We start from the raw sequence: 23769 nt of genomic DNA, 5'->3' as shown, positions 1-23769 counted from the left end.
GGGCAGATCACGAAATGTGGACACCGAGTTACACGAGGAGTTGCAATTCCGTCATGACCGATCTCTACCAGGGCTTCACCCAGTCCGCTCTCGGCAAGCAGGTCACCAAGCTCCTCGGCCTGCCGCAGCCCGCCCGGCTGGACCGGTACGCCGAGGGCGGGCCGCTCGTCGAGGGCACGGTCGCGGTCGGCGGCCGGGGTCGACTGGCCGCCGAGCTCCCCGGGATCCTCGACGCCCTGGGCATCGCGTCGACGACCGACACCACCGGTGACGACAGGTTCAAGGCCCTGGTGCTCGACGCCACCGGCCTCACCACGGCGACGGAGCTCGTGGAGCTGCGCGACTTCTTCACCCCGCTGCTGCGCCGCCTCGACCGCTGCCCGCGCGTGGTCGTGCTGGGCACGCCGCCGGAGCAGACGACGGGCGCGGAGCGGGTCGCCCAGCGGGCCCTCGAAGGCTTCACCCGCAGCCTCGGCAAGGAGATCGGTCGCGGCGGCACCGTCCAGCTGGTCTACGTCGCCGACGGCGCCGAGGGCGCCGTGCACAGCACGCTGGCCTTCCTGCTCTCCCCCAAGTCCGCCTACGTCTCCGGCCAGGTCGTCCGCATCGGCGCCCACGGGAGCCGGGAGGCCGCCGACGTCGCCGACTGGATCCGGCCGCTGCAGGGCCGGGTCGCACTGGTGACCGGTGCGAGCCGCGGCATCGGCGAGCAGATCGCCCGCGTGCTGCACCGCGACGGCGCGACCGTGGTCGGCGTCGACGTCCCCCAGGCGGCCAGCGAGCTCCAGGCGCTGATGCGGGAGCTCGACGGGGACCACCTCGTCCTCGACATCACCGCCAAGGACGCGCCGCACCGCATCGCCCGGCACCTGACGGAGCAGCACGGTGGCGTCGACGTGGTGGTGCACAACGCCGGCATCACGCGCGACAAGAAGCTCGCCAACATGGCCGAGGACCGGTGGGAGTCGGTGATCGCGGTCAACCTGGCGGCGCCCGAGCGGATCACCCGGCACCTGCTCGAGGAGAAGGTGGTCAACGACAACGGTGCGATCGTCGGCGTCGCCTCGATCGCGGGCATCGCCGGCAACGTCGGGCAGACCAACTACGCCGCTTCCAAGGCGGGCGTGATCGGCCTCGTCGACTCGCTCGCCGACGATCTTGACCGCGGCACCACGATCAACGCGGTCGCGCCGGGCTTCATCATCACCCAGATGACGGCGGCGGTGCCGTTCGCCACCCGCGAGGTCGGCCAGCGCCTCAACGCGATGGCGCAGGGCGGCCTGCCCGTGGACGTCGCCGAGACGATCGCCTGGCTCGCCAGCCCGGGCTCCACCGCAGTCAACGGCAACGTGGTCCGGGTGTGCGGCCAGATGATGCTGGGTGCCTGATGATCCCGGTGCTGATCAAGGCGGCGCTGCCCAAGCTCCGCCCGGCCGACGGCCTCCCCGACCTCGCCCTCGACCGTGAGGACGTCGCGATCGACGAGCGCCACGTCGCGGCGTACGCCGACCTGTGCGGCTTCCCGCGCAAGGACACGGTGCCGCTGACCTACCCGCACCTGCTCGCCTTCGGCCTGCACCTGCGGATCATGGCCGACTCGTCTTTCCCATTCCCCGCGATCGGCACCGTGCACCTGGGCAACGCCATCACCCAGCATCGCCCGATCGGGCTCGCCGAACGGCTGTCGGTGACCGCGCGACCCGCCGACCTCCGCCCGCACCCGAAGGGGCAGGTCTTCGACCTGCTGACCACGGCGTACGCCGGCGGCGAGCTGGTCTGGGAGGAGACGTCGACCTTCCTGCGGCGCGGGCCGGGCTCGGACGACGCCGCTCCGGGACCGTCGTTCCCCGTCGCCCCGACGCACGGCATCACCTGGCGGCTGCCCGCCGACCTGGGACGGCGCTACGCCGCCGTGTCCGGTGACCGGAACCCGATCCACCTCTACCCGCTGACCGCGAAGGCGTTCGGGTTCCCGCGGCAGATCGCACACGGGATGTGGACGCTGGCGCGGTGCGTCGGTGCGCTGGAGAACCGCATCCCCGAGCGGGCCAGCGTCGAGGTGGCCTTCAAGAAGCCGGTGCTGCTGCCCGGCACGGTCGCCTTCGGTGCCCGCCAGGTCGCCGAGGGATGGGCGTTCTCGCTCAGCAAGCCCTCGAGCGGTGCGCCGCACTTGGCGGGGCGAGCCGGACCCGCCTGAGCCGGGTCAGGCCTGGCGGCGCAGCCACCGCGACGGCGCCGGGCGGCGCACCATCGGGCGGCGGCCGAGCACCGCGGCGAACGCCGAGCCACGAGCAGCGGCCACCTCCGGCGTCCCAGCGGGCACGGTGTCGCGGGCCAGCATCGCGCGGTGGACGAGCATGAGCGCCTCGGTACGCACCTGGATGAGCTTCACGAGGGCGTTCGGGTCGTCGGTCTCGACGAGCCCGTCCACGAGCTCCACCTCGCGCGCCGAGAGGTCGCGGAGGTCCTGGCAGAGGGCTACGAGCGGCTCGTCGTCCTCGGCCGGGTCGGCCGGCATGCGGCCCTCCGGCCCCCGCCGCTCGGTGCCCCCGCGGATCTCGTCGAGGAGCGAGCTGCGCACGCGGGCGGAGACGAAGCGCGGGAACGGCCCGTCCTGCTCGGACTCGTACGCCGTCGCCGCGTCGAGCGCGGAGACCAGTGCGACCGAGGTGAGGTGGTCGCGGTCGATCGGGTGGCCGATCCGGTGCACCGTGTCGGCGACGATCTCGTCGATGAGCGGGAGTGCCGCGAGCACGAGCTCGTCGGGCGTGACCGCCTCCGGGTGCGCGGGCCAGTCGTCGACGTACGAGTTCTTCATGTGAGCTCCCTGTCCCCGAGACAGCGGATCGGCGTGCGCCGAGGTCACCCCCTCACATCGCCGCCGGCCGCGGGGACCTGAGGAGTTGTGGAGACTATTTCCTCGGCCCGTCGCGAACCTGCCGATGATCCCGTCAGGTCACTCCGCCCGGTCCAGGCGGACGACGTCGAGGCCGAGCCACCCCGCGAGCACCTCGATCTCCGCATCGACACCCGCGGTCGTCGCCTCGTCGAACGGCTCGTCCTCGTGCACGGCCCGCACCACGAGCGCCCCCTCGGCCCGGTCGGCCGACGCATCGAGCTTCCCGACCAGCCGGTCGCCGTGCAGGATCGGCAGCGCGTAGTAGCCCCACCGCCGCTTGGCGGCCGGCTTGTACATCTCCAGCAGGTAGTCGAACTCGAAGATCTCGACCATCCGCTTGCGGTCCTGCACCAGCCGGTCGAACGGCGAGAGCAGCGCCGTCCGCCCGGCGAAGCCTGCGTCGAGCAGGGCGGGGTCCACGCGCCAGGCGCCGCGCACGCCCTCGACGACCGCAGGCTCCCCCACCTCGCCGACCGCGAACGGCTCCCCCGGCACGGCCGCCATCCTCGCCCTGGCGATCCCCAGCGACCGGAGCCGCCGCTCGGCCAGGACCTGGCGCGCCTGCTCGAGGGGAGGCACCGGGTCCTCGGGGTAGATCCGCTCGGCGAGGTCCCAGAGCTGCGCGCGGCCGTCCCTTCCGGCTGCGGCGACCTCCCCACGGGCGACCATGAGCGCCAGCAGCATCACGACGTTGCGGTCGTTGTTCCACCCCGACGAGCGCCACGGCACCTCGCAGCTGTCGGGCAGCTCGCTGGTCGGCAGCGGACCGTCGCGCCGGAGCCGGTCGAGCAGGTCGCGTCGGCAGAGATCGTTGGCCTCGACCCACGCGGCGCGCCCGCGCTCCCAGTCCTTGAGGTCGCCGGTGCCGGGCCAGACCGCCATCTCGGCGCGCAGCAGCGCCATGTCCTCGATCGGGCGGATGAAGCCCTGGTGCTCGATCAGCCGCTGCTCGTCGAGCGCGGCGCGCAGATCGTCGACGTCGTACGCCGGGCCGAGGCGGCTGCCGAGCAACAGGTCGGCGCTGGGCGCGATCGCGCTGGTCGGCTCGGCCTGGACCACCGTCAGGTGCCGCACGACGTCGAGCAGGTCGGTGGGCCGCGGCTCGGCGAGCAGCTGCGCGCGCACCGCCAGCCGGCGCGCGTCGGCGCGGGTGAGGCGGTGCGGCTCGGTCACGGGCGGCTCACGCCTGGGTGCCGGGGCCCTCGAAGTCGTCCCCGCGCGGGCGGATCAGGCCCTCCTGGGCCGCGGTCGCCACCAGCGTGCCGTCGGCCGTGAAGATCCGGCCGAAGGCGAGCCCGCGGGCCCCGACGGCGGTCGGCGACCACTGGTCGTAGAGCCACCACTCGTCGGCGCGGAAGGGCCGGTGGAACCACAGTGTGTGGTCGAGGGAGGCCATCTGGATCTTCGACGGGTTCATCCCGTGCACCGACAGCGTCGAGCCGAGCAGGCTCACGTCGCTGGCGTAGGTGAACGCCGCGAGGTGCACCGCAGGGTCGTCCGGCAGCCCCTCGCGCAGCCGGACCCACATCCGCGCCTGGGAGACGTGCCCGTCGTCGGGCGGGAGGCCGTAGCGGGTGTTGCCGAGCCAGCGGACGTCGAGGGCGCCCCACTCCTTGCCGAGCGCGTCGGCCTCGGCGTTGCCGCCCTTGCGCATCACCTCGACCAGGTCGAAGCCGGTCTCGGGGGCGCCGACCTCCGGCATCACGTCCTGGTGGTCGTAGCCCTCCTCGGCGCGCTGGAAGTTGAGGGTCTGGTAGTAGATCGGCCGGCCGTGCTGGCGAGCCACGACCCGGCGGGTGACGAAGGACCGTCCGTCGCGCGGCCGCTCCACGTCGTACACGATCGGCACCGCGTAGTCGCCGCCGCGCAGGAAGTAGGAGTGCAGGGAGTGCAGCGAGAACTCCTCCGGCACCGTGCGGACGGCGGCCATCAGCGACTGCGCGGCGACCTGGCCGCCGTAGACCCGGGCGCGCTGGGACTCCGGCTGCTTGCCGCGGAAGAGGTCGACGTCGAGCGGCTCGAGGTCGAGCAGGTCGACGAGCTCCCGGGTCGGCGTGAGGTCGCTGGTCATGAGCGGTCCTTCCGCGGCCGCATCACGGCCTCCTGCGCGACCGATGCGACGAGCCGACCGTCCTGGGTGAAGACCCGGGCCAGCACCAGCGTGCGCCCCGACGATGCGGACGGCGACAACTGGTCGTAGAGCCACCACTCGTCCGCGCGGAACGGGCGGTGGAACCACACCGCGTGGTCGAGCGAGGCGACGAAGACGTCGCCCTTGCCGAAGCTGATGCCGTGCGGCGCCATCGCGGCGCCGACCAGCGTCATGTCGGAGAGGTAGGTGAAGGCCGCGCGGTGCGCGGCCGCGTCGTCGGGCAGCGGCGAGGAGACCCGCAGCCAGACCCGTTGCCGGGCCGGGTGCAGCGGGTCCGGCTCGAGCCCGCTGGCGGAGTTGCCGACGATCCGGATGTCGGCGACGTTCCACTGGTCGGCGTGCAGCTCCTCCTGGGCGCGGGTGCTGATGCGGTGCACCGAGGCGTCGTCGGGGCCCGGCACGTCCGGCATCTGCTCCTCGTGCTCGAGGCCCGGCTCGGTCTTGTGGAAGTTGACCGTCTGCGCGTAGATCGGCCGCCCGTGCTGCTGGGCGATCACCCGGCGGGTGACGAACGACCGGCCGTCGCGCAGGTTCTCGACGTCGTAGATCGTCGGGGTGCGCGGGTCGCCGGGCTGCAGGAAGTACGAGTGCAGGGAGTGGGCGGTGAACGGCTCCTCGACCGTGCGCGACGCGGCGACCAGCGCCTGCGCGGCGACCTGGCCGCCGAACACCATCGGCCGGGTCGTGGGCATCTGGGCGCCCCGGTAGAGGTCGTCGTCGATGCGCTCGAGGTCGAGCAGCTCGAGCAGCTCGGCGGCGTCGCGTGGCATCAGCCCCGGCCCTCCTGGTCGGTCTCCTCCGGGCCGTCGAGGCCGGCGAGGAACTGCTCGAACTGGCGGCCGATCTCCTCGCCGGTCGGGAGCGGCTGGTCGGCGGCCAGCAGGCTCTGCCCGCTCTCCTCGGCGCGCTCGAACGCGTCGTACTGCCGCTCCAGCGCGGCCACGACCTCGGCGACCTCGCTGTTGTCGGCGAGGTACGCCGCGATCTCGGCGTCCCGGTCGTCGGCCTCGGCCCGCAGCCCGGACAGGTCGATCGTGAGCCGGCCGGCGATCTCGACCTGCTCGAGGAGCGCCGCGGCCGCGAGCGGATAGTCCATCTGCGCGAGGTAGTGCGGGACGTGGGCGACGAACCCGAGCGCCGGGTGGCCCCACTCCCCGAGGCGCAGCTCCAGCAGCGCCTGGGCGCTGCTCGGGATCCGCAGCTCGCCCCGCCACGGGCTGTCGGAGGTGAGCAGCGACGGGTCGTTGGCGTGCGGGGTGAGCGCGATCGGCCGGGTGTGCGGCACCGCCATCGGCACCGACCCGATGCCGACCACCCGGGTCACGCCGAGCCGCTCCACGACCTCGCGGACCGCCCGGCAGAAGGCCTCCCACCGGTTGTCGGGCTCCGGACCGTGGAGCAGGAGGTACGGCGTGCCGCCCGTGTCGCGCAGCAGCCGGACCACCAGCCGCGGCGCGTCGTACCCCGTGTAGTGGTCGCGCGCGAACGTCATCGGTGGCCGGCGGGCGCGGTAGTCGTGGAGCTGGTCGACGTCGAACGTCGCCACGACCGGGCCGTCGGAGAGGTCGATGAGGTGCTGGGCCGCCCGGGCGGCCGCGTTGCCGGCGTCGAGGAAGCCGTCGAGCACCAGCACCATCGTCAGGGCGGTCCGGTCGTCGAGCCCGGGCACCTCGTCCACGATGTGCACCAACCGGTCCCGCTCCACCACGCGCCTCCTCGACTCGACGACCGGCCACTCCGGCCGGTCGGTCGGTCCAACCGTAGTGGGCGCGCCGGTGTTCCGCGGGTCACCGGGCCGTCGTCGGGGCGGGTCCGGAGCGCTTGTTACCGTGGGGTAACCTTTGCTCGATCGAGCCTGCCCCACCCAGAGGAGACCCTGTTGTCCCGCCAGCTGCGAGAGGTCGTCTTCGTCGACGGCGTGCGCACCCCGTTCGGCGTCGGCAAGGCCAACGGCCAGTACGCCGAGACCCGCGCCGACGACCTCGTCATCAAGTGCATCCGTGAGCTCCTGCGCCGCAACCCCGAGCTGCCGCCCGACCGCGTCGACGAGGTCGCGGTCGCCGCCACCACCCAGATCGGCGACCAGGGCCTGACCATCGGCCGCACCGCCGCCCTGCTGTCCGGGCTCCCCCAGAGCGTCCCGGGCTACGCGATCGACCGCATGTGCGCGGGCGCGATGACCGCGGTCACCACGACCGCGTCCGGCATCGCCTTCGGCGCGTACGACGTGGCGATCGCCGGCGGCGTCGAGCACATGGGCCGCCACCCCATGGGCGAGGGCGTCGACCCGAACCCGCGGATCCTCTCCGAGCGCATCGTCAACCCCGACGCGCTGGTGATGGGCAAGACCGCCGAGAACCTGCACGACCGCTACCCGTCGATCACCAAGGAGCGCGTCGACGCCTACGCCGTCCGCTCGCAGGACAAGACCGCCGCGGCGTACGACGCCGGCAAGATCCAGCCGGACCTGGTGCCGGTCGCCACCCGCTCCGCCGAGCTCGGCTGGGGCCTGGCCACCAGCGACGAGCCGATGCGACCGGGCACGACCATGGAGACGCTGGCCGCGCTGAAGACGCCGTTCCGCCCGCACGGCAACGTGACGGCGGGCAACGCCGCGGGCATCAACGACGGCGCGACCGCCGCGCTGCTGGCCGACGAGGAGACCGCCCGCGAGCTGGGCCTCCCCGTGAGGATGCGCCTGGTGTCCTACTCCTTCGTGGGCGTCGAGCCCGAGGTGATGGGCGCCGGTCCGATCCCGGCGACCGAGAAGGCGCTCAAGCAGGCCGGCCTGACGATCGACGACATCGACGCCTTCGAGGTCAACGAGGCGTTCGCCGTGCAGGTGCTGGCGTTCCTCGAGCACTTCGGCATCGCCGACGACGACGCGCGCGTGAACCCCTACGGCGGCGCGATCGCCATGGGCCACCCGCTGGCGTCGTCCGGCGTGCGCCTGATGACCCAGCTCGCGCGGGCGTTCGAGGAGCGCCCCGAGGTGCGCTACGGCCTGACCACGATGTGCATCGGCATCGGCATGGGCGGCACCGTCATCTGGGAGAACCCGAACTGGACTGGAGAGGCTGCCTGATGAGCGACCTGACGAACCTGCTGGCCCGCGCCCAGGAGATCTCCTCCGACGCCGAGCGCGTCACCCAGGCCCACCTGCGCAAGGTCACACTGACCAGCGGCGCGGTGCTCGGCCTGATCACGCTCGACAACGGCGAGGACCACACCAAGCCCAACACGTTCGGCCCGCGCTCGCTGATCGCGCTCGACGCCGCGATCGACGCGGCGCTCGCCGACGACGAGATCACCGCCCTCGGGGTCACCGGCAAGCCGTTCATCCTCGCGGCCGGCGCGGACCTCACCTCGATCGCCGGCGGTGGCCCCGACGCGGTCCGGGTCGTCGCCGAGCTCGGCCACGCGGTGTTCCGCAAGCTGCAGGACGGCGGCAAGCCGTCGTTCGGCTTCGTCAACGGCCTCGCGCTCGGCGGTGGCCTCGAGGTCGCGCTGCACTGCACCTACCGCACGGTGATGGACAGCGCCCCGGCGCTGGGCCTGCCCGAGGTCATGCTCGGCCTGGTCCCCGGCTGGGGTGGCGCCTACCTGGTGCCCAACCTCGTCGGCGCCGACAAGGCGGTGACGCTCATCCTCGAGAACCCGCTCAACAACGGCAAGACGGTCGGCGGCGCCGCGGCGTACGAGCTCGGGCTGGCCGACGCCGTGTTCTCCGGTGCCGACTTCCTCGAGCAGTCGCTGCTCTGGGCCGACGCGGTCCTGCGCGGCGAGCTCGTCGTCGAACGCCCGGCCGTCGACCGTGGCGAGGCCTGGGATGCCGCGGTCGCACGGGGCGAGGCGATCGTCCAGTCGCGCACGGGTGGCGCCAGCCCGGCGGCGAAGAAGGCCGTCGAGCTGATCGCGCTGGCCAGGACGGCGTCGCGCGACGAGGGCTTCGCGGCCGAGGACGACGCGCTCGAGGCGATGTCGCGCACCCCGGAGCTGCTGGCCTCCCTCTACGCCTTCGACCTCGTGCAGAAGCGGGCCAAGCGGCCCGCCGGCGCTCCCGACCGGTCGCTCGCGCGCCCGGTCACCAAGGTCGGCATCGTCGGTGCGGGCCTGATGGCCTCGCAGATGGCGCTGCTCTTCGTGCGTCGCCTCGAGGTGCCGGTCGTGCTGACCGACCTCGACCAGGAGCGCGTCGACAAGGGTGTCGCCTACGTGCACGCCGAGATCGACAAGCTGCTCGCCAAGGGCCGGATCAACAACGACAAGGCCAACCGCCACAAGGCGCTGGTCACCGGCTCGGTCGACAAGGGCGAGGGCTTCGCCGGCGCCGACTTCGTGATCGAGGCCGTGTTCGAGGAGATGTCGGTCAAGAAGTCGGTCTTCGCCGACGTCGAGAAGGCCGTCTCGCCGGAGTGCATCCTCGCGACCAACACCTCGTCGCTGTCGATCACCGAGATGGCCGCCGACCTCGAGCACCCCGAGCGGGTCGTGGGCTTCCACTTCTTCAACCCCGTCGCGGTGATGCCGCTGCTGGAGATCGTCAAGGGCGAGCGGAGCTCCGACGAGGCGCTCGCCACGGCGTTCGCCACCGGCAAGGCGCTGAAGAAGACCACGATCCTGGTCAACGACAGCCCGTCGTTCATCGTCAACCGCCTGCTCGGCCGCTTCATGGGCGAGGTCGGCCGGATCGTCGACGAGGGCACCCCGGTGCCCGTCGCCGACGGTGCGTTCGCCGGCGTCGCGCCGATGCCGCCGTTCGTGCTGCTCTCGCTGGTCGGTCCCGCGATCGCCCTGCACAACAACGAGACCCTGCACGGTGCGTTCCCCGACCGCTTCTACGTCTCGCCGGCGCTCGAGCGCGTGGTGGCCGCGAGGAAGTCGTCGTACTACGGCCCGGACGGCAACCTCGACCCCGAGGTCGAGGCGCTGCTCGAGAAGCCGGCGTCGCCGGTCGTCCTCTCGCCCGAGGAGGTGCGCACCCGGGTGCTCACCGGCCTGGCCGACGAGGCCCGGCGGATGCTCGACGAGGGTGTCGTCGTCGCGGCCGAGGACCTCGACCTCGCGATGATCACCGGGGCCGGGTTCTCGTTCTGGAACGGCGGCCTGACGATGCTGCTCGAGCGGGAGGGCCTCGGCTCCTTCCACTGAGCTGCGCTCAGCTCCTGACGAGGCGGGTCGCCGGTCACCGGTGGCCCGCCTCGTGCGTGGTGACGTGCTCGAGGAGGCTGTGGTCGTGCCGCGCGAACGCTCCCGGCGCCATCCCGTGGGCTCGCCGGAACGCGCGGTTGAACGCGGCCTCGGACTGGTAGCCGACGCGCTCGGCGACCCGCGCCAGGGGCAGCTCGCGCTCGCGCACCAGCCGAGCGGCGAGGTCCATCCGCCACGCGGTCGCGTAGGACATGGGCGGCTCACCGAGGAGGTCGCGGAAGCGGGCGGCGAACGCGGACCGGGACATCCCGGCCTGCGCGGCCAGGGACTCCAGCGTCCACGGTGCGCCCGGCTCGGCGTGGAACGCCGCCAGCGCCCGGCCCAGCTGCGGGTCGCGCAGGCCGGCGACCCAGCCGTCGCCGGGCGTTGCGGTCTCCAGCCAGCTGCGGACGGCCTGGACGACCAGGATGTCGGCGAGCCGCGCGGTGACGACGTCGCTGCCGGGGCGCGGGTGCTGCGACTCCGCGCCGATCACCTCGAAGGCGGCGCGCATCCAGGTCAGGTCGTCCGCGCGCACGGCCGGGAGGACCGGCGGGAGGCTGCGCAGCAGCCGGGCGACGCCGAGCCCGGTGAAGCTCACCGCGCCGCAGACGAGCTCGGTGCGCGCTCCGCCGCCGTCGATGCGGAGCCGTTCGTAGCGGTCGCCGACCTCGGCGCGTGGCAGGTCGAACAGGGGGACGGTCCGGCTGCCCGGGGCGTCCACGATGTCGTGGCCGGTGCCGTGCGGCACGAGGACGATGTCGCCGGCGCCCATCCGCGTGGTCTCCCCGTCGACCTGCAGCACGAGCTCGCCGGCCGTCACCAGGTGGAACACCACCGTGCCCGGCAGCGGCGGGATCGCGATGCCCCACGGGGCCGAGAGGTCCGAGGCGGCGTAGAACACCCCGGTCATCCCGAAGTCGGCGAGGGTCTCGGAGAGCACGTCCCGGTCCACCCGGCCAGTGTGCGCCGGGCTGGACGCAGGATCAAGTTCTCCGGCATTTGTGGCATTGAAAGTCCAGCGCGGCCGTCCGAGGCTGGAAGCACCCCGGAACCGGTCCGGGCCGGAGAGAGCAGGAGACGACAATGAAGGTTCTGGTGGTGGGTGCGAGCCGCGGCACGGGTGCCGCACTGGTGAGCGAGCTGGCCGAGCGCGGGCACCTCGTGACGGCGTACGCGCGTCAGCCGGGCGGCGGGGACGAGCGGGTGCACCACGTCGCGGGTGACGTCCTCGACCGCGAGGCGCTGGCCAAGGCGATGATCGGGCAGGACGCCGTGGCGGTGACGCTGGGCATCCCGGACAACCCGTTCCGGGTCCGGCTGACCCGGCGCGCGAGCTCGCCGCTCGACGTCCGCTCGCGGGGCACGGCGGGCGTGGTCGCGGCGATGCGCGAGCACGGCGTCCCGCGCATCGCGATCCTCTCGGTCTACGGGATCGGGGAGTCCTACGCGGAGCTCCCGCTGGCGCTCAAGGCGTTCTTCAGCCTCGCGATCCGGCCGCAGGTCGACGACCACGAGCGCCAGGAGCGCTTGGTGCGCGCGAGCGGTCTCGAGTGGACGATCGTCCAGCCGACGGTCCTGCACGACGAGCCGACCGAGGCGGCGCCGTACGTCGGCTCCGGCGAGCGGCCGCCCAGCATGCGCGTCTCGCGCCGCCAGGTGGCCCGGGTCCTCGCGGACGCGCTCGAGCAGGATGCGCTCGTCGGGCGGGTGCTCACCGTGTCGGAGGCTGCTGGCTGATGAGCGGCGCCACGTCGGCCACCAGCTCGACGATCCGGTCCGCGTCGCGGCGGTCCGGATCCTGCTCGGGGTCGTAGATCGCCAGGCTCCAGCCGAGGCAGCCGCCCTCCCCCAACGCGGCACGGAGCACCGCGGTCAGCGCCTCCCAGCCGAGACCGCCGGGGGTGCCCGGGTCCCCCGGGACTCCTTGCGCCGGGAGCACGCGCGGGTCCAGCACGTCGAGGTCGACGTGCAGCCACCAGCGCCGGGCGGCGGCCCCCAGGTGCCGGACCGCCTCCCGCCCGCACTCCTCGGGTCGGGCCGCGGTCTCGCGCGAGTCGCGGAACCACACCCCGAGGTCGCGCAGCGAGCCCACGTTGAAGCGCCGGCGCCAGTCCTCGTCGCGCGGGCCCAGGACCGCGAGGTGCTGCCTGCCCAGGACGCCCCGCCGGGCGCTCAGTGGACCGCGCAGGAGGCCGCCCGTGAGGCCGAGGAGCAAGCCGATCTCGGTGTTCGCGGCCTCTCCGTCCTCCGACACGTCGAGCGGCATCGTGTCCTCGTGACCGTCGAGGAAGAGCAGGCCGACCGGCCCGGTGTCACTCAGCGCCGGGATCGTGGCGAGCAGCGTGGTGCAGTCGCCGCCGTGCACGACGGGGAACCGCCCGCCCTCCACCACCCGCGCGACCCGCTCGCCGAGGCGGTCGACCATCGCGAGCAGCGCCGTCTCGTTGACCAAGGACGTGTGCTCGCCGCGGCTCGGGTCCGGTGCCGGGAGCGCCAGGTCCCCGCCGTCGGTGACCCGGTGGCCGGGGAAGGCGCCAGCCAGCCCGGCTGACCGCAGGGCCTGCGACGCCGCGGCCTGGTTGCCCGGGCGGCCGTAGCCGTCGAAGGGCACCCCGATCAGCTCGACGTCGGCCATCGTCACACCCAAGCACGAGTCAGCTGATCTCCGGCAGCTCCTGCGCCGCGCCGAGCAGCGCGCGGAACGGGTCGCCGCGCTCGGCGAGCCGGTCGAGCACGGTGCGGATCGTCCACCGGTCGGGCCGCAGGTCGGGGTCGTCGAGCTCCTCCCACGCGATCGGCACCGAGACCGGCGCACCGGCCGCCGGTCGGGGCGAGTAGGGCGCGACGAGCGTCTTGTTGATCGCGTTCTGGGTGTAGTCGAGGCGGGCGAGACCCCTGCGGGCCTTGACCTCCCACTTCCAGCTGACGAGCTCGGGCAGCACCTTGCCGACCGTGCGCGAGAGCCGCTCCACCCAGGCGCGGGTGTCGTCGAACGTGTAGCCCGGCACGACCGGGATCCAGACCTGGATGCCGCGCCGGCCGGTGACCTTCGCCCGGGCGGTCACGCCGAGGTGCTCCAGCGCGGTGCGGTGCAGGCGGGCCAGGGCGAGCAGGTCGTCCCAGGCGGTCCGCTCCCCCGGGTCCAGGTCGACCAGCGCGTAGGTCGGCTCGTGCGGCGCCTCGGCCCGGGACGTCCAGGGGTGCCACTCCAGGGCGCCGAAGTTCGCGGCCCAGACGAGGGCGGCCGGCTCGTCGGGCACGACGTACGCCGTGGTCTCGCCCTCGTCGGCGTCCGGGTTCTCCCAGCAGCGCAGCCACTCGGGGGCGTGGTCGGGGCGCTGCTTGTGCCAGAAGCCCTTGCCCTGCACGCCGTCCGGGTAGCGGTGCATGTTGAGCGGGCGGCCCTCGAGGTAGGGCAGCGCCACCGGCGCGATGCGGGCGGCGTACGCGAGCAGCTCGCGCTTGGTGATCGGCGGGCTCTTCTTGTCGGCGGCCGGGAACAGGACCTTGTCGAGGTTGGTCACCTTGAGCCGTCGGCCGAAGACCTCCCACGCGCCCTCCTTGCCCATGGACTCGAGGTCGTCGATGGCCGCGTCGGGCAGCGGCTGCGGGAGGAGGTCGACCTCGGCCTCGGCCGGGGGCGCGTCCGACCGCCAGAGCCGGTGCGGATCGGCCAGGACCTCGTCGTTGGTGCGCCCGCTGAGCACCGAGCGCGGGTGGTCCTCGGGATCCCAGCCCTCGACGGCGTGGTCGTCGCGCTTGTGGAGCAGCATCCAGGCGCGGTCCTCGTCCGCGTCGTCGCGGCGCACGAGGACCAGGCGCCCGCGCAGCTTCTCGCCGTGGACCTCGGCGTGCAGCTCGCCCGTGCGGACGGCCGCGCCAGGATCCTCGGTGTGCACGGGCTCCCACGTGCCGGTGTCCCAGACGATGACGTCGCCGCCGCCGTACTCGCTCGACGGGATGACGCCCTCGAAGTGGAGGTACTCCACCGGGTGGTCCTCGACGTGCACGGCCAGGCGGCGGGCCTTCGGGTCCAGCGTCGGCCCCTTCGGCACCGCCCAGCTCACCAGCACGCCGTCGATCTCGAAGCGCAGGTCGTAGTGCAACCGGCTCGCCCGGTGCCGCTGGACGACGAAGCGCCGCGTGCCGTCGGGGGACGCCATGTCGCCGGCCGGCTCCGGCGTTCGGCCGAAGTCGCGCATCCGGCGGTAGGTGTCCAGCTTGCCGGCCATGGTCCCAGGGTGCCCCGAGCCTCCTGCTGGCATGTTCATGGCCGTTGAGTCGAGCGGGTCATGACGACTGCTGTCGATGCGTGTGATGCTGCGTGGAGGGTGCGGGAGGCGGGAGGTCGAGCGGGTGCGGATCGCGACGTGGAACCTGGAGAACCTGTTCGCGCCCGGCACGGGGGACGCGGCACCGACCAGCGAGACGGCGTACCAGGCGAAGCTGGAGGCGCTCGCCACCACGATCGCCTCGATCGGCCCTCAGGTGCTGGCGGTCCAAGAGGTCGGGCCGCAACCTGCGCTCGACGACCTGGCCGCGGCGGTCGCCGCCCAGACCGACCACACCTGGCACACCGCGGCAGCCGACCCCGACGGCCGCGGCATCAGGGTCGCGCTGCTGTCGCATGGGGAGCTGCGCGACGTCGAGCAGGTCAGGGACCTGCCCGCCGGCATCGGTCCGGTGCAGATCAGCGACGACGGCGAGATCCTGACCGGCCTCGGCCGGCCGGCGTTGAAGGCGACCGTCACCCTGGACGGACATGACGTGCACGTCCTCTCCGTGCACCTGAAGTCGAAGCTGCTGACCTTCCCGGATGGGCACTTCTCCACCAGCGACGAGGACGTGCGGGTCAGGTACGGGTTCTACGCCCTCGCCCGCCGGGCGGCCGAGGCCGCCGGGGTCCGGGCCTACGTCACCCGGCTCCTCGAGGACGGCGGCGGTGCGGTCCCGGCCGTGGTCGTGGCCGGAGACCTCAACGACGACGTGCAGGCGGCGACCACCCAGCTCCTGCACGGCCCGCCCGGGTCGGAGTTCGAGACGCCGGGGTTCGACCGTCCCGATGCCGGGGATGCCCAGCGGCTGTGGAACCTCGCCCCCCTGATCCCGGAGCACGACCGGTACTCCCGGATCTACCGAGGCCGTCGCGAGCTCATCGACCACATCCTGGTCTCAGCGCCGCTCACCTCACCCAAGCCGACCGTCGGCGCCGGTCCGGGTGCGGCCCCGTCCATCGCCGACGACCCCGACGCCCGCCGCAACGAGCCGGGCTCGGACCATCGCCCCGTCCACGCGGAGCTCGGCTGACGACGCTCCTCGACCGGGACCGCCCTGTGGTCCCCACAAATTGGGGGTCGCGGGCGGGGCGCACCGATGCCAGACTCCGAAACAACCGGGGGGCCAGGTCTCGGAGGTGCGGCACATGCGCAAGTGGCTCGTCGGATCACTGGTTCTCGTGGTTGTCACCGCGCTGTGCGCGGGCCTGACGTCCGCGACGGCGGCACCCACGGCCGTGGGACGCGATCCCGACCGGCTGGACGCCTACACGGTGACCCTCGCGCCTTCCGAGCTGTCGGCCGTCTCCGACCTGGGCGTCGAGGTGAGCGACCAGCGGTCCGTCGGGCGCGAGCTCGAGCTCGACGTCGTGCTCGACGGAGCGCAGGCCAACAAGCTCGAGGCGCAGGGCGTCGATGTCGAGCTCACCCGGGTGACCGGTGGCCTGACCGTCCGCCAGTTCGCCGCCAAGCAGGCGGTCGGCGGGTTCAACGTCTGGCGCTCGTACGACCAGGCCGGCGGCATCCGGGACCAGCTCTACGCGGCGGCCCGCAACAACCCCGATCTCGTGAAGCTCGAGGTCATCGGCCACACCGGTCAGGGTCGCGAGATCCTGGCCGTCAAGCTGACCAAGGACGCCCGCAAGAAGCGGGACGGCAGCCGGCCGGCCGTGCTCTACAGCTCGACCCAGCACGCTCGCGAGTGGATCTCGACCGAGGTCAACCGCCGCCTCATGAACCACTACATCGACGGGTGGCGGGCCCACGACAAACAGGTCAAGAAGCTGCTGACGTCCACCGAGCTGTGGTTCGTGCTGGTGGCCAACCCCGACGGGTACCAGTACACGTTCGACCACGAGCGGTTGTGGCGCAAGAACCTCCGCGACAACAACGGGGACGGCGAGACCCAGGTCGGCGACGGCGTCGACCCCAACCGCAACTTCCCCAACCACTGGGGGTACGACGAGGAGGGCTCGTCGTCCATCCAGTCGAGCGAGACCTACCGTGGCCCGGCCCCGATGTCCGAGCCGGAGACCCGGGCGATGGTCGGCCTGCTCGACCGGGTCGGCTTCGCGTTCCAGGTCAACTACCACTCGGCCGGCCAGTGGCTGCTCTACGCCGAGGGCTGGCAGACCGGCACCCCGACCGCGGACGACCCGATCTACTACGCGATGTCCGGCAACCTGGACGCACCGGCGATCGCGGACTTCCACCCGGGCCTGAGCTCGGACGTCCTCTACGTCACCAACGGCGAGACCACTGACTACGCGCACGCGAGCAGGGGGACGCTGGCCTGGACGCCGGAGCTGTCCGAGGGCTGCGACGGGTGCGGTTTCGTCTTCCCTGACGACGACGCACTGGTGCAGGCCGAGTTCGAGCGCAACCTGCCGTTCGCCGACTCGGTCGCGCGCTCGGCGGGCGACCCCGACGACCCGGAGACGGTCACCGGCATCGAGACCAAGCCGTTCTACCTGGACAGCGACGACCCCTACAAGAGCGGCAACCCCGGGGTCCAGCTGAGCTTCACGGAGTCGTACGGCGACCCGCAGCCGGTCGCGGTGCTCGCCAAGCGCAGCCTCGGCGAGGTGACGCTCAAGTACCGCATCAACGACGGGCGCGTCCGCTCGGCATCCACGCGCGAGTGGGCTGGCGGGTCGACCTACGACCCCGCCGCGGTCTACTACCACCAGGTGCGCGGTGTCGTCCGCGGCACGGACCCGGGCGACTCGGTCAAGGTCTGGTTCGAGGCGCACGGCAAGCGGAGCGACTCGTTCACCTACGACGCGGTCTCCGACTCCGGCAACGACGTGCTGGTGGTCGCCGCGGAGGACTACACGGGGGCCTCTCCGGTGCAGGCGACGACCGGCCCGCACCACGCCGACGCGTACGTCGACGCGCTGGCCGCCAACGGCGAGGAGGCGGATCTCTACGACATCGACGCGGCGGGTCGCGTCGCGCCGGACGCGCTCGGCGTCCTGAGTCACTACGACGCCGTCGTCTGGGAGACCGGTGACGACCTCGTCACCCGGACGGCCGGTCGCGGCGGCGGCAACGCCGACCGACTGGCGATCGACGAGCTGCTCGAGCTCCGCTCGTTCCTGAACGAGGGCGGCAAGGCCATGCTCGCGGGCGACTCCGCCGGCCAGCAGTACACCACCAACGTGGGCGCCCAGCTCTACGACCCCCAGGGCGAGATCGCCTGCAACCCGGCGCCCGCCGACGTCGACCCGCGCCGCTGCCTGCCGACCTACGGCTCGTTCTTCGGCGGCGACACGACCAACGACGTGCTGCAGTACTACCTCGGCGGCTACCTGGCCGTGGGCAACGACGGCCACAGCGACGGGACGGCGTTCGACTCGGTCGGGGTCGACGACCCCTTCACCGGTCTGTCGTGGGGCCTCGACGATCCCGTCTTCGCCGGCAACACGCTGCGGCGGTCCTCGTTCATCGCGACCAGCGGCATCCTGCCGGTCGACGAGTTCAAGCAGTTCGAGAGCTGGCCGGCGGCGCGCTACGACAAGCCCGGCGGGCCCTTCCAGCCCCACACCGGCGACAAGTACCTCTACTCGCAGATCGCCGACGCCTCCTACAAGCGGGTCACCCGGGAGGTCGCCGTCCCGGCCGGCGGTGGGTCGATGACGTTCTGGACGTCGTACGACACCGAGGCCGCCTGGGACCACCTGTTCGTCGAGGCGCGCACCCCCGGTGGTGACGACTGGACGACGTTGCCGGACGCCAACGGCAACACCACGCAGGCCACGGGCGAGAGCTGCAAGGCGGAGAACTCCGGCGGCTGGCGGACCCTCCACCCGCAGCTCGACCACTACCAGACCCAGACGGGCGACTCGACGTGCGATCCGACCGGCACCACCGGCGCGTGGCACGCAGCGAGCGGGAGCTCGAGCGGCTGGCAGCAGTGGAGCGTCGACCTCTCGGCGTACGCCGGGAAGTCCGTCGAGGTGTCGATCGCCTACGCGAGCGACTGGTCCACCCAGGGCATCGGCGTCTTCCTCGACGACATCGTCCTCCCCGACGGCACCAGCACGTCGTTCGAGACCGATCTCGGCGGCTGGCAGGTCACCGGACCACCCGCCGGCAGCGGGGCCAACGCCAACAACTTCATCCAGACCGACACGTCCGGCTTCCCGGTCGGCAACACGATCGCCACGCCACGGTCGCTGCTGGTCGGCTTCGGGTTGGAAGGGGTGTCCACGACCGCCGAGCGCAACGCGGTGATGGATCGCGCCCTCGACCACCTGCTGGGCTGACGCGTTCTCGGGATCACCTCGTAGCCGACAGGCCGGCGATCCTGCCGGCGCGGAACGCTTCGACGAAGAGCGCGTGATCGCGCTGAGCGGTGGCGGCGTACGTCTCCGCGAAGTCCACGACGTCCTCGACGAACTCGTCCTCGCGGTCGCCGACAGCGCCGAGGATGGCCTCCTCGGTCTGGAAGTCGACCAACCGCTGGTCGCTGTCCTCGTCCGAGGCGCAGTGGACCTTGGCGGTCGCGCGCCCGAGATCCCCGAGCAGCGGGGCCATCTCGTCGGGCTCGGTGACGTCGCTCCAGTCCAGGTCGAGCTCGTAGGGGGACAGCTCGGACACGACGAAGCCGGTGCCGTCGATGGTGGTCCAGCCGAGCAGCGGGTCGGCGTGGGCCTGCAGGGCACGCTGGCTGACCACCGTGCGGTGGCCGTCGTGCTCGAAGAAGCTCCCGAGGCGCTCGTCGTCGACCACGCGGCTCAGGGCGGGCCGGTTGCCCTGCTTCATGCTGAGCACGATGTCGTTCTCGAGAGCCTGGTTGAACCCCTCGATGAGCACGTTGTAGGCCGGGAGGCCGGCGCTGCCGATGCCGAACCCGGTGGTGGCGACGACGTCCTTGACGTCGTAGAAGACCGGTTGGCTGAAGCGCTTGGACGCCGGGATGGTCTCGACGTACCGGGCGAACGCGGCCAGCACCATCGAGCGCTCCGCCGCGTTGAGGTGCCGGGCCTTGGCGTCGTCGACGAAGCGGCGCTCGTGGTCGGTCACGACCGTCATCGACTCGAGCATCGCGATGCGGGTCTGGGCGCGCGCGGCGAGCAGCACCGCGTGCACGGGGCCCTCGGTGTTGTCCAGGCGCAGCGAGAAGTCGCCGAGGTCGTCGTCGGTCTCGCGGTAGCGCCGGACCTGATCGAGGTAGGAACGGAGGTAGACCTCGGCCAGCGCGCGGACGTCGTCCTCCGGAAGCGCCTTCTGCCAGCACATCAGAGCCAGGCTGGCGCAGAAGCGGCGCAGGTCCCACGAGAAGTGACCCAGGTACGCCTCGTCGAAGTCGTTGACGTCGAAGACCAGGAGTCCCTCGCCGTTCATGTAGGTACCGAAGTTCTCGACGTGCAGGTCGCCGTGGATCCACACCCGCGACGTCCGGTCGTCGGCCCACCGATCGTCCACCCCGGCCACGTCGGCGGAGAAGAGGCAGGCCGAGCCGCGGTAGAACGCGAAGGGGTCGGCGGCCATCTTGCGGAACTTCGTCCGGAACCCGTGCGGGTCGGCTCGGAGCAGGTCGTCGAAGGCCTCGACGAGGACGTCGACGATGTACCGGCTGCGCGCGCCTTCTCGGCTTCCCATCCAGGCAGCCTAGGCAGGCCGCGGAGGCGCGGCCGGTGCGTGCGAACCGCGGGTCATCCCGACTGATGCGCGCCGGCGACCAAGGACTCGTAGACCTCGACGTACCCGCGGCACATCTCCTCGGCCGAGAACCGCTGGGCGTGGCGTCTGCACGCGTCGGGGTCGATCTCACCGATCCGCTCCGCGGCCTTCACCATCTCGTCCACGTCGTCACAGATGAACCCGGTGACGCCGTCATCGATCACCTCCGGCACCGATCCCCGGCGGAGCGCGATCACCGGGGTGCCCGAGGCGAGGGACTCGATCATGACCAGGCCGAACGGCTCCGGCCAGTCGCTCGGGAACAGGGTGGCGCGCGCGCCGGCGTAGAACGCCGGCTTCTCCTGCTCGTCGATCTCCCCGATGAAGTCGACGTCCGGGCCCATCTCCGGCTTGACCTCGTCCTCGTAGTAGTCGACGTCGAGCGGGTCCACCTTCGCGGCCATCCGGAGCGGCACCCCGGTGCGCCGGGAGATCTCGATCGCGGCGAGGGGGCCCTTCTCCTCGGTGATCCGGCCCACGAATCCCAGGTAGCCGTCGGAATCGTGCGGGACGTCCTGGTAGGCGGTGAGGTCGAGGCCGTTGTAGACCGTCGCCGCCCAGGTGAGGTCGAAGTCTGCGACGGCCAGCCGCTGGTCGTCGCTGATGGAGACCAGGGGCACCGACGGGTACCTCGGCAGCAGGTCCCTCAGGAAGTCGAGGTCCAGGCGGCCGTGCATCGTCAGCACGGTGGGCGTGTCGCGCAGACGGGTGAACGGCAGCGTCCAGATGTCCAGGTGGGAGTGGATGACGTCGAACTCGTCGGCCCGCCGGTAGATCTCGGCCAGCATCTGCAGGTGCAGGTGGGGGGCGAGGTTCACCAGCTCGTCGCTGCTGAACCGCTCGCGCAGCGGTTGCTCGGACGCCTGGAGCGTCGCGTCCGTGAGGGAGTTCTCCGGCCCGAACAGCGTGACCTCGTGGCCGGCGGCCGCCAAGCCGTCGCAGAGCACGGCGATCACCCGCTCGGTCCCGCCGTACGCCTCGGGCGGCACGGCCTCGTAGAGCGGGGCGACCTGCGCGATCCTCATGACGGCGCCGCGGTCGCCGGGTCAGCGGCTCCGGCAGGCCGTCGCGACGGCGTACGCTCGGCGATCGGGAACAGGTGGCCCATCCGAAGGCGGTAGGCCTTCTGGCAGGTCGGACACTGCAGGTCGCCGTCGGACGCGACCGGCATCTGCCGCCCGCAGTCCGGGCACGGCACATCGAATACGGTGCTCATCACACTTCCCTCCGCGACATCGCTGTCGTCCCTCCCCTCCGCAGTGCCCCAACACCCGCACTCGACAAACCTGGTGCGGCCGCCACGCGCCCGGACGTATATCGTCGGGATGCGTTGGGCACCGTGGACGAATGTCTGAGTTCAACTCCGCGGCAGACGGCGTCCCCGCCGGAGGGCGCCACGACCTGGTCACCGTCGACGGACGCTGCTTCGCGATCAGCGCAGAAGCCGGCGACATGGTGGCCGGAACCCACGGCCTCGTGTACGACGACCTGCGGCACCTGAGCCGGCTGCAGCTGACCGTCAACGGCGACCGGGTCGAGCTCCTGGGTGCGAGCACCCCCACGCCGTTGTCCGCGGTCGTCGTCTCGCGGGTGGTGGCTCGGGTCGACGGCGACGGCGACGGCGACGGCGCGGACCCTGGCCAGGGCACGATCGGCACGGAGCACCGCGGCGACCACGCCGGAGTCCTGCTGATCCGCCGTCGCTCGCTCGCCGGCTGCCTGCTGGAGGAGCTGACCCTGCGGAACCCGCACCCGATGCCGGTCAGCGTGCACGTCCAGCTGGAGGTGGCGGCCGACTTCGCCCACGTGTTCGACGTCAAGAGCGGCACCGCCGATCGGGAGCGCGCGAGCGTGGCGGTCGACCCGAGCGGCACCTGGACATTGGGCTCCCCGCGCGATCCTCAGGACAGCACCCGGGTGCTGATGGAGCCCCGGCCCGACGAGGTCGACCCCGACGGCGGCGCCGCCACCTGGCGCCTGCAGGTGCCCGGGCAGGGCGAGGTGACCGTCGCGGTCACCGTGCAGCCGGTGTCCGCAGGCGTCCCCGCCGACCTCGAGCGCCCCGCGGCGCTGGCGCGCGGGACGGCGGTCCGCGAGCTCTCGGCGTGGCGTGCCGGCCTGCCCTCGGCCGTGTCGCTCGACCCACGGCTGCCCACCGCCATCGACCAGGCGCTCATCGATCTGGCCGCCCTGCGGATCGTGGACGAGGCGCACCCCGAGCGGACGGTGGTGGCCGCGGGGGCGCCGTGGTTCATGACGCTGTTCGGTCGTGACTCCCTGTTGACGGCATGGATGACCCTGCCGTTCGACGGCTCGCTCGCCGCAGGCGTGCTGGCCGGCCTCGCCGAGCTCCAGGGACGCGTGGACGATCCGGCGTCCGAGGAGCAGCCGGGACGCATCGTGCACGAGCTGCGGCGCCACGGGGGCAGCGGGCCGTTCTCCTCTCGCAACCGCTACTACGGGACCGTGGACGCCACTCCCCTCTTCGTCGCTCTCGCGGCAGAGGCGTGGCGCTGGCGCGCCATCGACGAGGGCACCCTCCGCGATCTCGCGCCCGCCGTCGGTCGCGCCATCGACTGGACCATCGGAGCCGGTGACTCCAACGGCGACGGGTTCGTCGACTACCGGCGCCGGGACGCGCACGGACTCGCCAACCAGGGCTGGAAGGACTCCTGGGACGGCATCACGCGAGCCGACGGCACGCTGCCGCAGGCACCTCTCGCGCTCGTGGAGGTCCAGGGGTACGCCTACGCCGCTCTCACCGGCGCCGCCGCGTTGGCCACCACGGTCGACATCGGGCACGACGCCGACGATCTGCTCCGCCGCGCCCAGGTGCTGAAGGACCGCTTCAACGAAACGTTCTGGGACCGTCGAGGCTGGTTCGTCCTGGGCCTGGACGGCGACGGCCGTCCCATCGACTCGCTCACGACCAACCCCGGGCACGCTTTGTGGTCAGGGATCGCGGACGACGACAAGGCGCGCCAGTACGTCGAGAGGCTGGTCGACCGGGACCTGTGGACGGGGTGGGGCCTGCGCACCCTGGCGAGCTCGATGGCGGCGTACGACCCGCTGAGCTACCACAACGGCTCGGTGTGGCCGCACGACACCGCCCTCTGCGTCGCGGGCGCCGCCCGCTACGGCCACTGGGACGCGGTCGACCTGCTCGTGGACGGCGCTCTCGAGGCGACCCGCCACTTCGGCGGTCGGCCTCCGGAGCTCTTCGCCGGTCTGTCGCGCGACGACGTCGCGATGCCGGTGGCATACCCGTCGTCATGCTCGCCCCAGGCCTGGGCGTCGGCGTCGGTGCTGCTGCTGGTCCGCACGATGCTGGGTCTGGAGCCCACCGCCGACGGCTCGGGGGTCGAGCTGGTCCGCGGCGACCTCTCCGGCGTGCCTGACCTCGCGCTCTCGGCCCTCGAGTTCGCCGGTCGGCCGATGTCGGTCGACGTCCAGGCCGGCAGCGGGCGGGTCACGCTCGGTCCGTCGGCCCAGCCGTGGTCGAGCGGTCCGTGACCGTCAAACGTGGCGTCAAACGCTGCTGAGGTTTGGTCGTCTCATCCGGC

General features: G+C 72.4%; 18 protein-coding genes. 8 read left to right on the top strand and 10 right to left on the bottom strand.

All coding sequences use genetic code 11. The annotated features are described in order from the left end of the window. Positions 1 to 53 precede the first annotated feature (53 nt). Both HZF07_RS02170 and HZF07_RS02165 read left to right on the top strand, forming a co-directional pair. Positions 54 to 1388, top strand: coding sequence for a 3-oxoacyl-ACP reductase (locus HZF07_RS02170; protein WP_157346637.1), 1335 nt, complete (start codon positions 54 to 56; stop codon positions 1386 to 1388). Further along, entirely contained in the window at positions 1388 to 2197 is an 810-nt protein-coding gene (locus HZF07_RS02165; RefSeq protein ID WP_157346635.1) for a MaoC family dehydratase, read from the top strand. Before HZF07_RS02170 ends, HZF07_RS02165 begins: the two co-directional genes overlap by 1 nt. A gap of 6 nt (positions 2198 to 2203) precedes the next feature. On the opposite strand, the gene HZF07_RS02160 is transcribed toward HZF07_RS02165, so the two are convergent. The 5 genes from HZF07_RS02160 to HZF07_RS02140 form a co-directional block, all read right to left on the bottom strand. Beyond that, complete coding sequence (locus HZF07_RS02160; protein ID WP_157346633.1) at positions 2204 to 2818, bottom strand: sigma-70 family RNA polymerase sigma factor; 615 nt, start codon at positions 2816 to 2818, stop codon at positions 2204 to 2206. 138 nt (positions 2819 to 2956) lie between these two features. Next, positions 2957 to 4072: a DNA glycosylase AlkZ-like family protein gene (locus tag HZF07_RS02155; RefSeq protein ID WP_181644665.1), complete on the bottom strand. Its 1116-nt coding sequence runs from the start codon at positions 4070 to 4072 to the stop codon at positions 2957 to 2959. Between the two features lie 7 nt (positions 4073 to 4079). After that, positions 4080 to 4970 carry an acyl-CoA thioesterase gene (locus HZF07_RS02150; RefSeq protein ID WP_157346631.1) on the bottom strand — a complete coding sequence of 297 codons (891 nt, stop codon included), beginning with the start codon at positions 4968 to 4970 and terminating at the stop codon, positions 4080 to 4082. Next, positions 4967 to 5821: an acyl-CoA thioesterase gene (locus HZF07_RS02145; protein WP_157346629.1), complete on the bottom strand. Its 855-nt coding sequence runs from the start codon at positions 5819 to 5821 to the stop codon at positions 4967 to 4969. The genes HZF07_RS02150 and HZF07_RS02145 overlap by 4 nt, the downstream gene beginning before the upstream one ends. Further along, positions 5821 to 6756, bottom strand: coding sequence for a proteasome assembly chaperone family protein (locus HZF07_RS02140; protein ID WP_181644664.1), 936 nt, complete (start codon positions 6754 to 6756; stop codon positions 5821 to 5823). The genes HZF07_RS02145 and HZF07_RS02140 overlap by 1 nt, the downstream gene beginning before the upstream one ends. A 174-nt stretch (positions 6757 to 6930) precedes the next feature. Between HZF07_RS02140 and HZF07_RS02135 the strand changes: the two genes are divergently transcribed. Together HZF07_RS02135 and HZF07_RS02130 are read left to right on the top strand one after the other, a co-directional pair. Continuing rightward, positions 6931 to 8136, top strand: a complete 1206-nt coding sequence (locus HZF07_RS02135; protein WP_157346627.1) for a thiolase family protein — start codon at positions 6931 to 6933, stop codon at positions 8134 to 8136. Continuing rightward, positions 8136 to 10202, top strand: coding sequence for a 3-hydroxyacyl-CoA dehydrogenase NAD-binding domain-containing protein (locus tag HZF07_RS02130; RefSeq protein WP_157346625.1), 2067 nt, complete (start codon positions 8136 to 8138; stop codon positions 10200 to 10202). Before HZF07_RS02135 ends, HZF07_RS02130 begins: the two co-directional genes overlap by 1 nt. 34 nt (positions 10203 to 10236) lie before the next feature. Here HZF07_RS02130 and HZF07_RS02125 read toward each other — a convergent pair whose 3' ends face one another. Then, positions 10237 to 11196, bottom strand: coding sequence for an AraC family transcriptional regulator (locus HZF07_RS02125; protein ID WP_181644663.1), 960 nt, complete (start codon positions 11194 to 11196; stop codon positions 10237 to 10239). A gap of 131 nt (positions 11197 to 11327) precedes the next feature. Between HZF07_RS02125 and HZF07_RS02120 the strand changes: the two genes are divergently transcribed. After that, on the top strand, positions 11328 to 11981 hold the full coding sequence (locus HZF07_RS02120) for an NAD(P)-dependent oxidoreductase (protein ID WP_157346622.1): 654 nt from the start codon (positions 11328 to 11330) through the stop codon (positions 11979 to 11981). Here the strand turns inward: HZF07_RS02120 and HZF07_RS02115 are convergent. Both HZF07_RS02115 and ligD read right to left on the bottom strand, forming a co-directional pair. Then, positions 11956 to 12879, bottom strand: a complete 924-nt coding sequence (locus HZF07_RS02115; RefSeq protein ID WP_157346620.1) for an arginase family protein — start codon at positions 12877 to 12879, stop codon at positions 11956 to 11958. The two genes, HZF07_RS02120 and HZF07_RS02115, sit on opposite strands and share 26 nt — an antisense overlap. Positions 12880 to 12898: 19 nt before the next feature. Further along, on the bottom strand, positions 12899 to 14476 hold the full coding sequence (ligD, locus tag HZF07_RS02110; RefSeq protein WP_157346618.1) for a non-homologous end-joining DNA ligase LigD: 1578 nt from the start codon (positions 14474 to 14476) through the stop codon (positions 12899 to 12901). A gap of 124 nt (positions 14477 to 14600) precedes the next feature. On the opposite strand from ligD, the gene HZF07_RS02105 reads away from it, so the two are divergent. Both HZF07_RS02105 and HZF07_RS02100 read left to right on the top strand, forming a co-directional pair. Then, positions 14601 to 15551, top strand: coding sequence for an endonuclease/exonuclease/phosphatase family protein (locus tag HZF07_RS02105; RefSeq protein ID WP_181644662.1), 951 nt, complete (start codon positions 14601 to 14603; stop codon positions 15549 to 15551). Between the two features lie 115 nt (positions 15552 to 15666). After that, complete coding sequence (locus HZF07_RS02100) at positions 15667 to 18786, top strand: M14 family metallopeptidase (RefSeq protein WP_157346614.1); 3120 nt, start codon at positions 15667 to 15669, stop codon at positions 18784 to 18786. Between the two features lie 13 nt (positions 18787 to 18799). Here the strand turns inward: HZF07_RS02100 and HZF07_RS02095 are convergent, their stop codons facing one another. Beyond that, positions 18800 to 20125, bottom strand: a complete 1326-nt coding sequence (locus tag HZF07_RS02095; protein ID WP_157346612.1) for a DUF2252 domain-containing protein — start codon at positions 20123 to 20125, stop codon at positions 18800 to 18802. Between the two features lie 53 nt (positions 20126 to 20178). Further along, a complete protein-coding gene (locus tag HZF07_RS02090; protein WP_157346610.1) occupies positions 20179 to 21231 on the bottom strand; it encodes a glycosyltransferase family 4 protein in 1053 nt (350 codons plus the stop codon). Between the two features lie 322 nt (positions 21232 to 21553). On the opposite strand from HZF07_RS02090, the gene HZF07_RS02085 reads away from it, so the two are divergent. Then, positions 21554 to 23719, top strand: a complete 2166-nt coding sequence (locus HZF07_RS02085) for an amylo-alpha-1,6-glucosidase (protein WP_181644661.1) — start codon at positions 21554 to 21556, stop codon at positions 23717 to 23719. Positions 23720 to 23769 lie beyond the last annotated feature (50 nt).

It is taken from the genome of Nocardioides agri (assembly GCF_013778305.1).
GTDB lineage: Bacteria > Actinomycetota > Actinomycetes > Propionibacteriales > Nocardioidaceae > Nocardioides > Nocardioides agri.
This window is presented reverse-complemented; position numbering and strand designations above follow the sequence as displayed.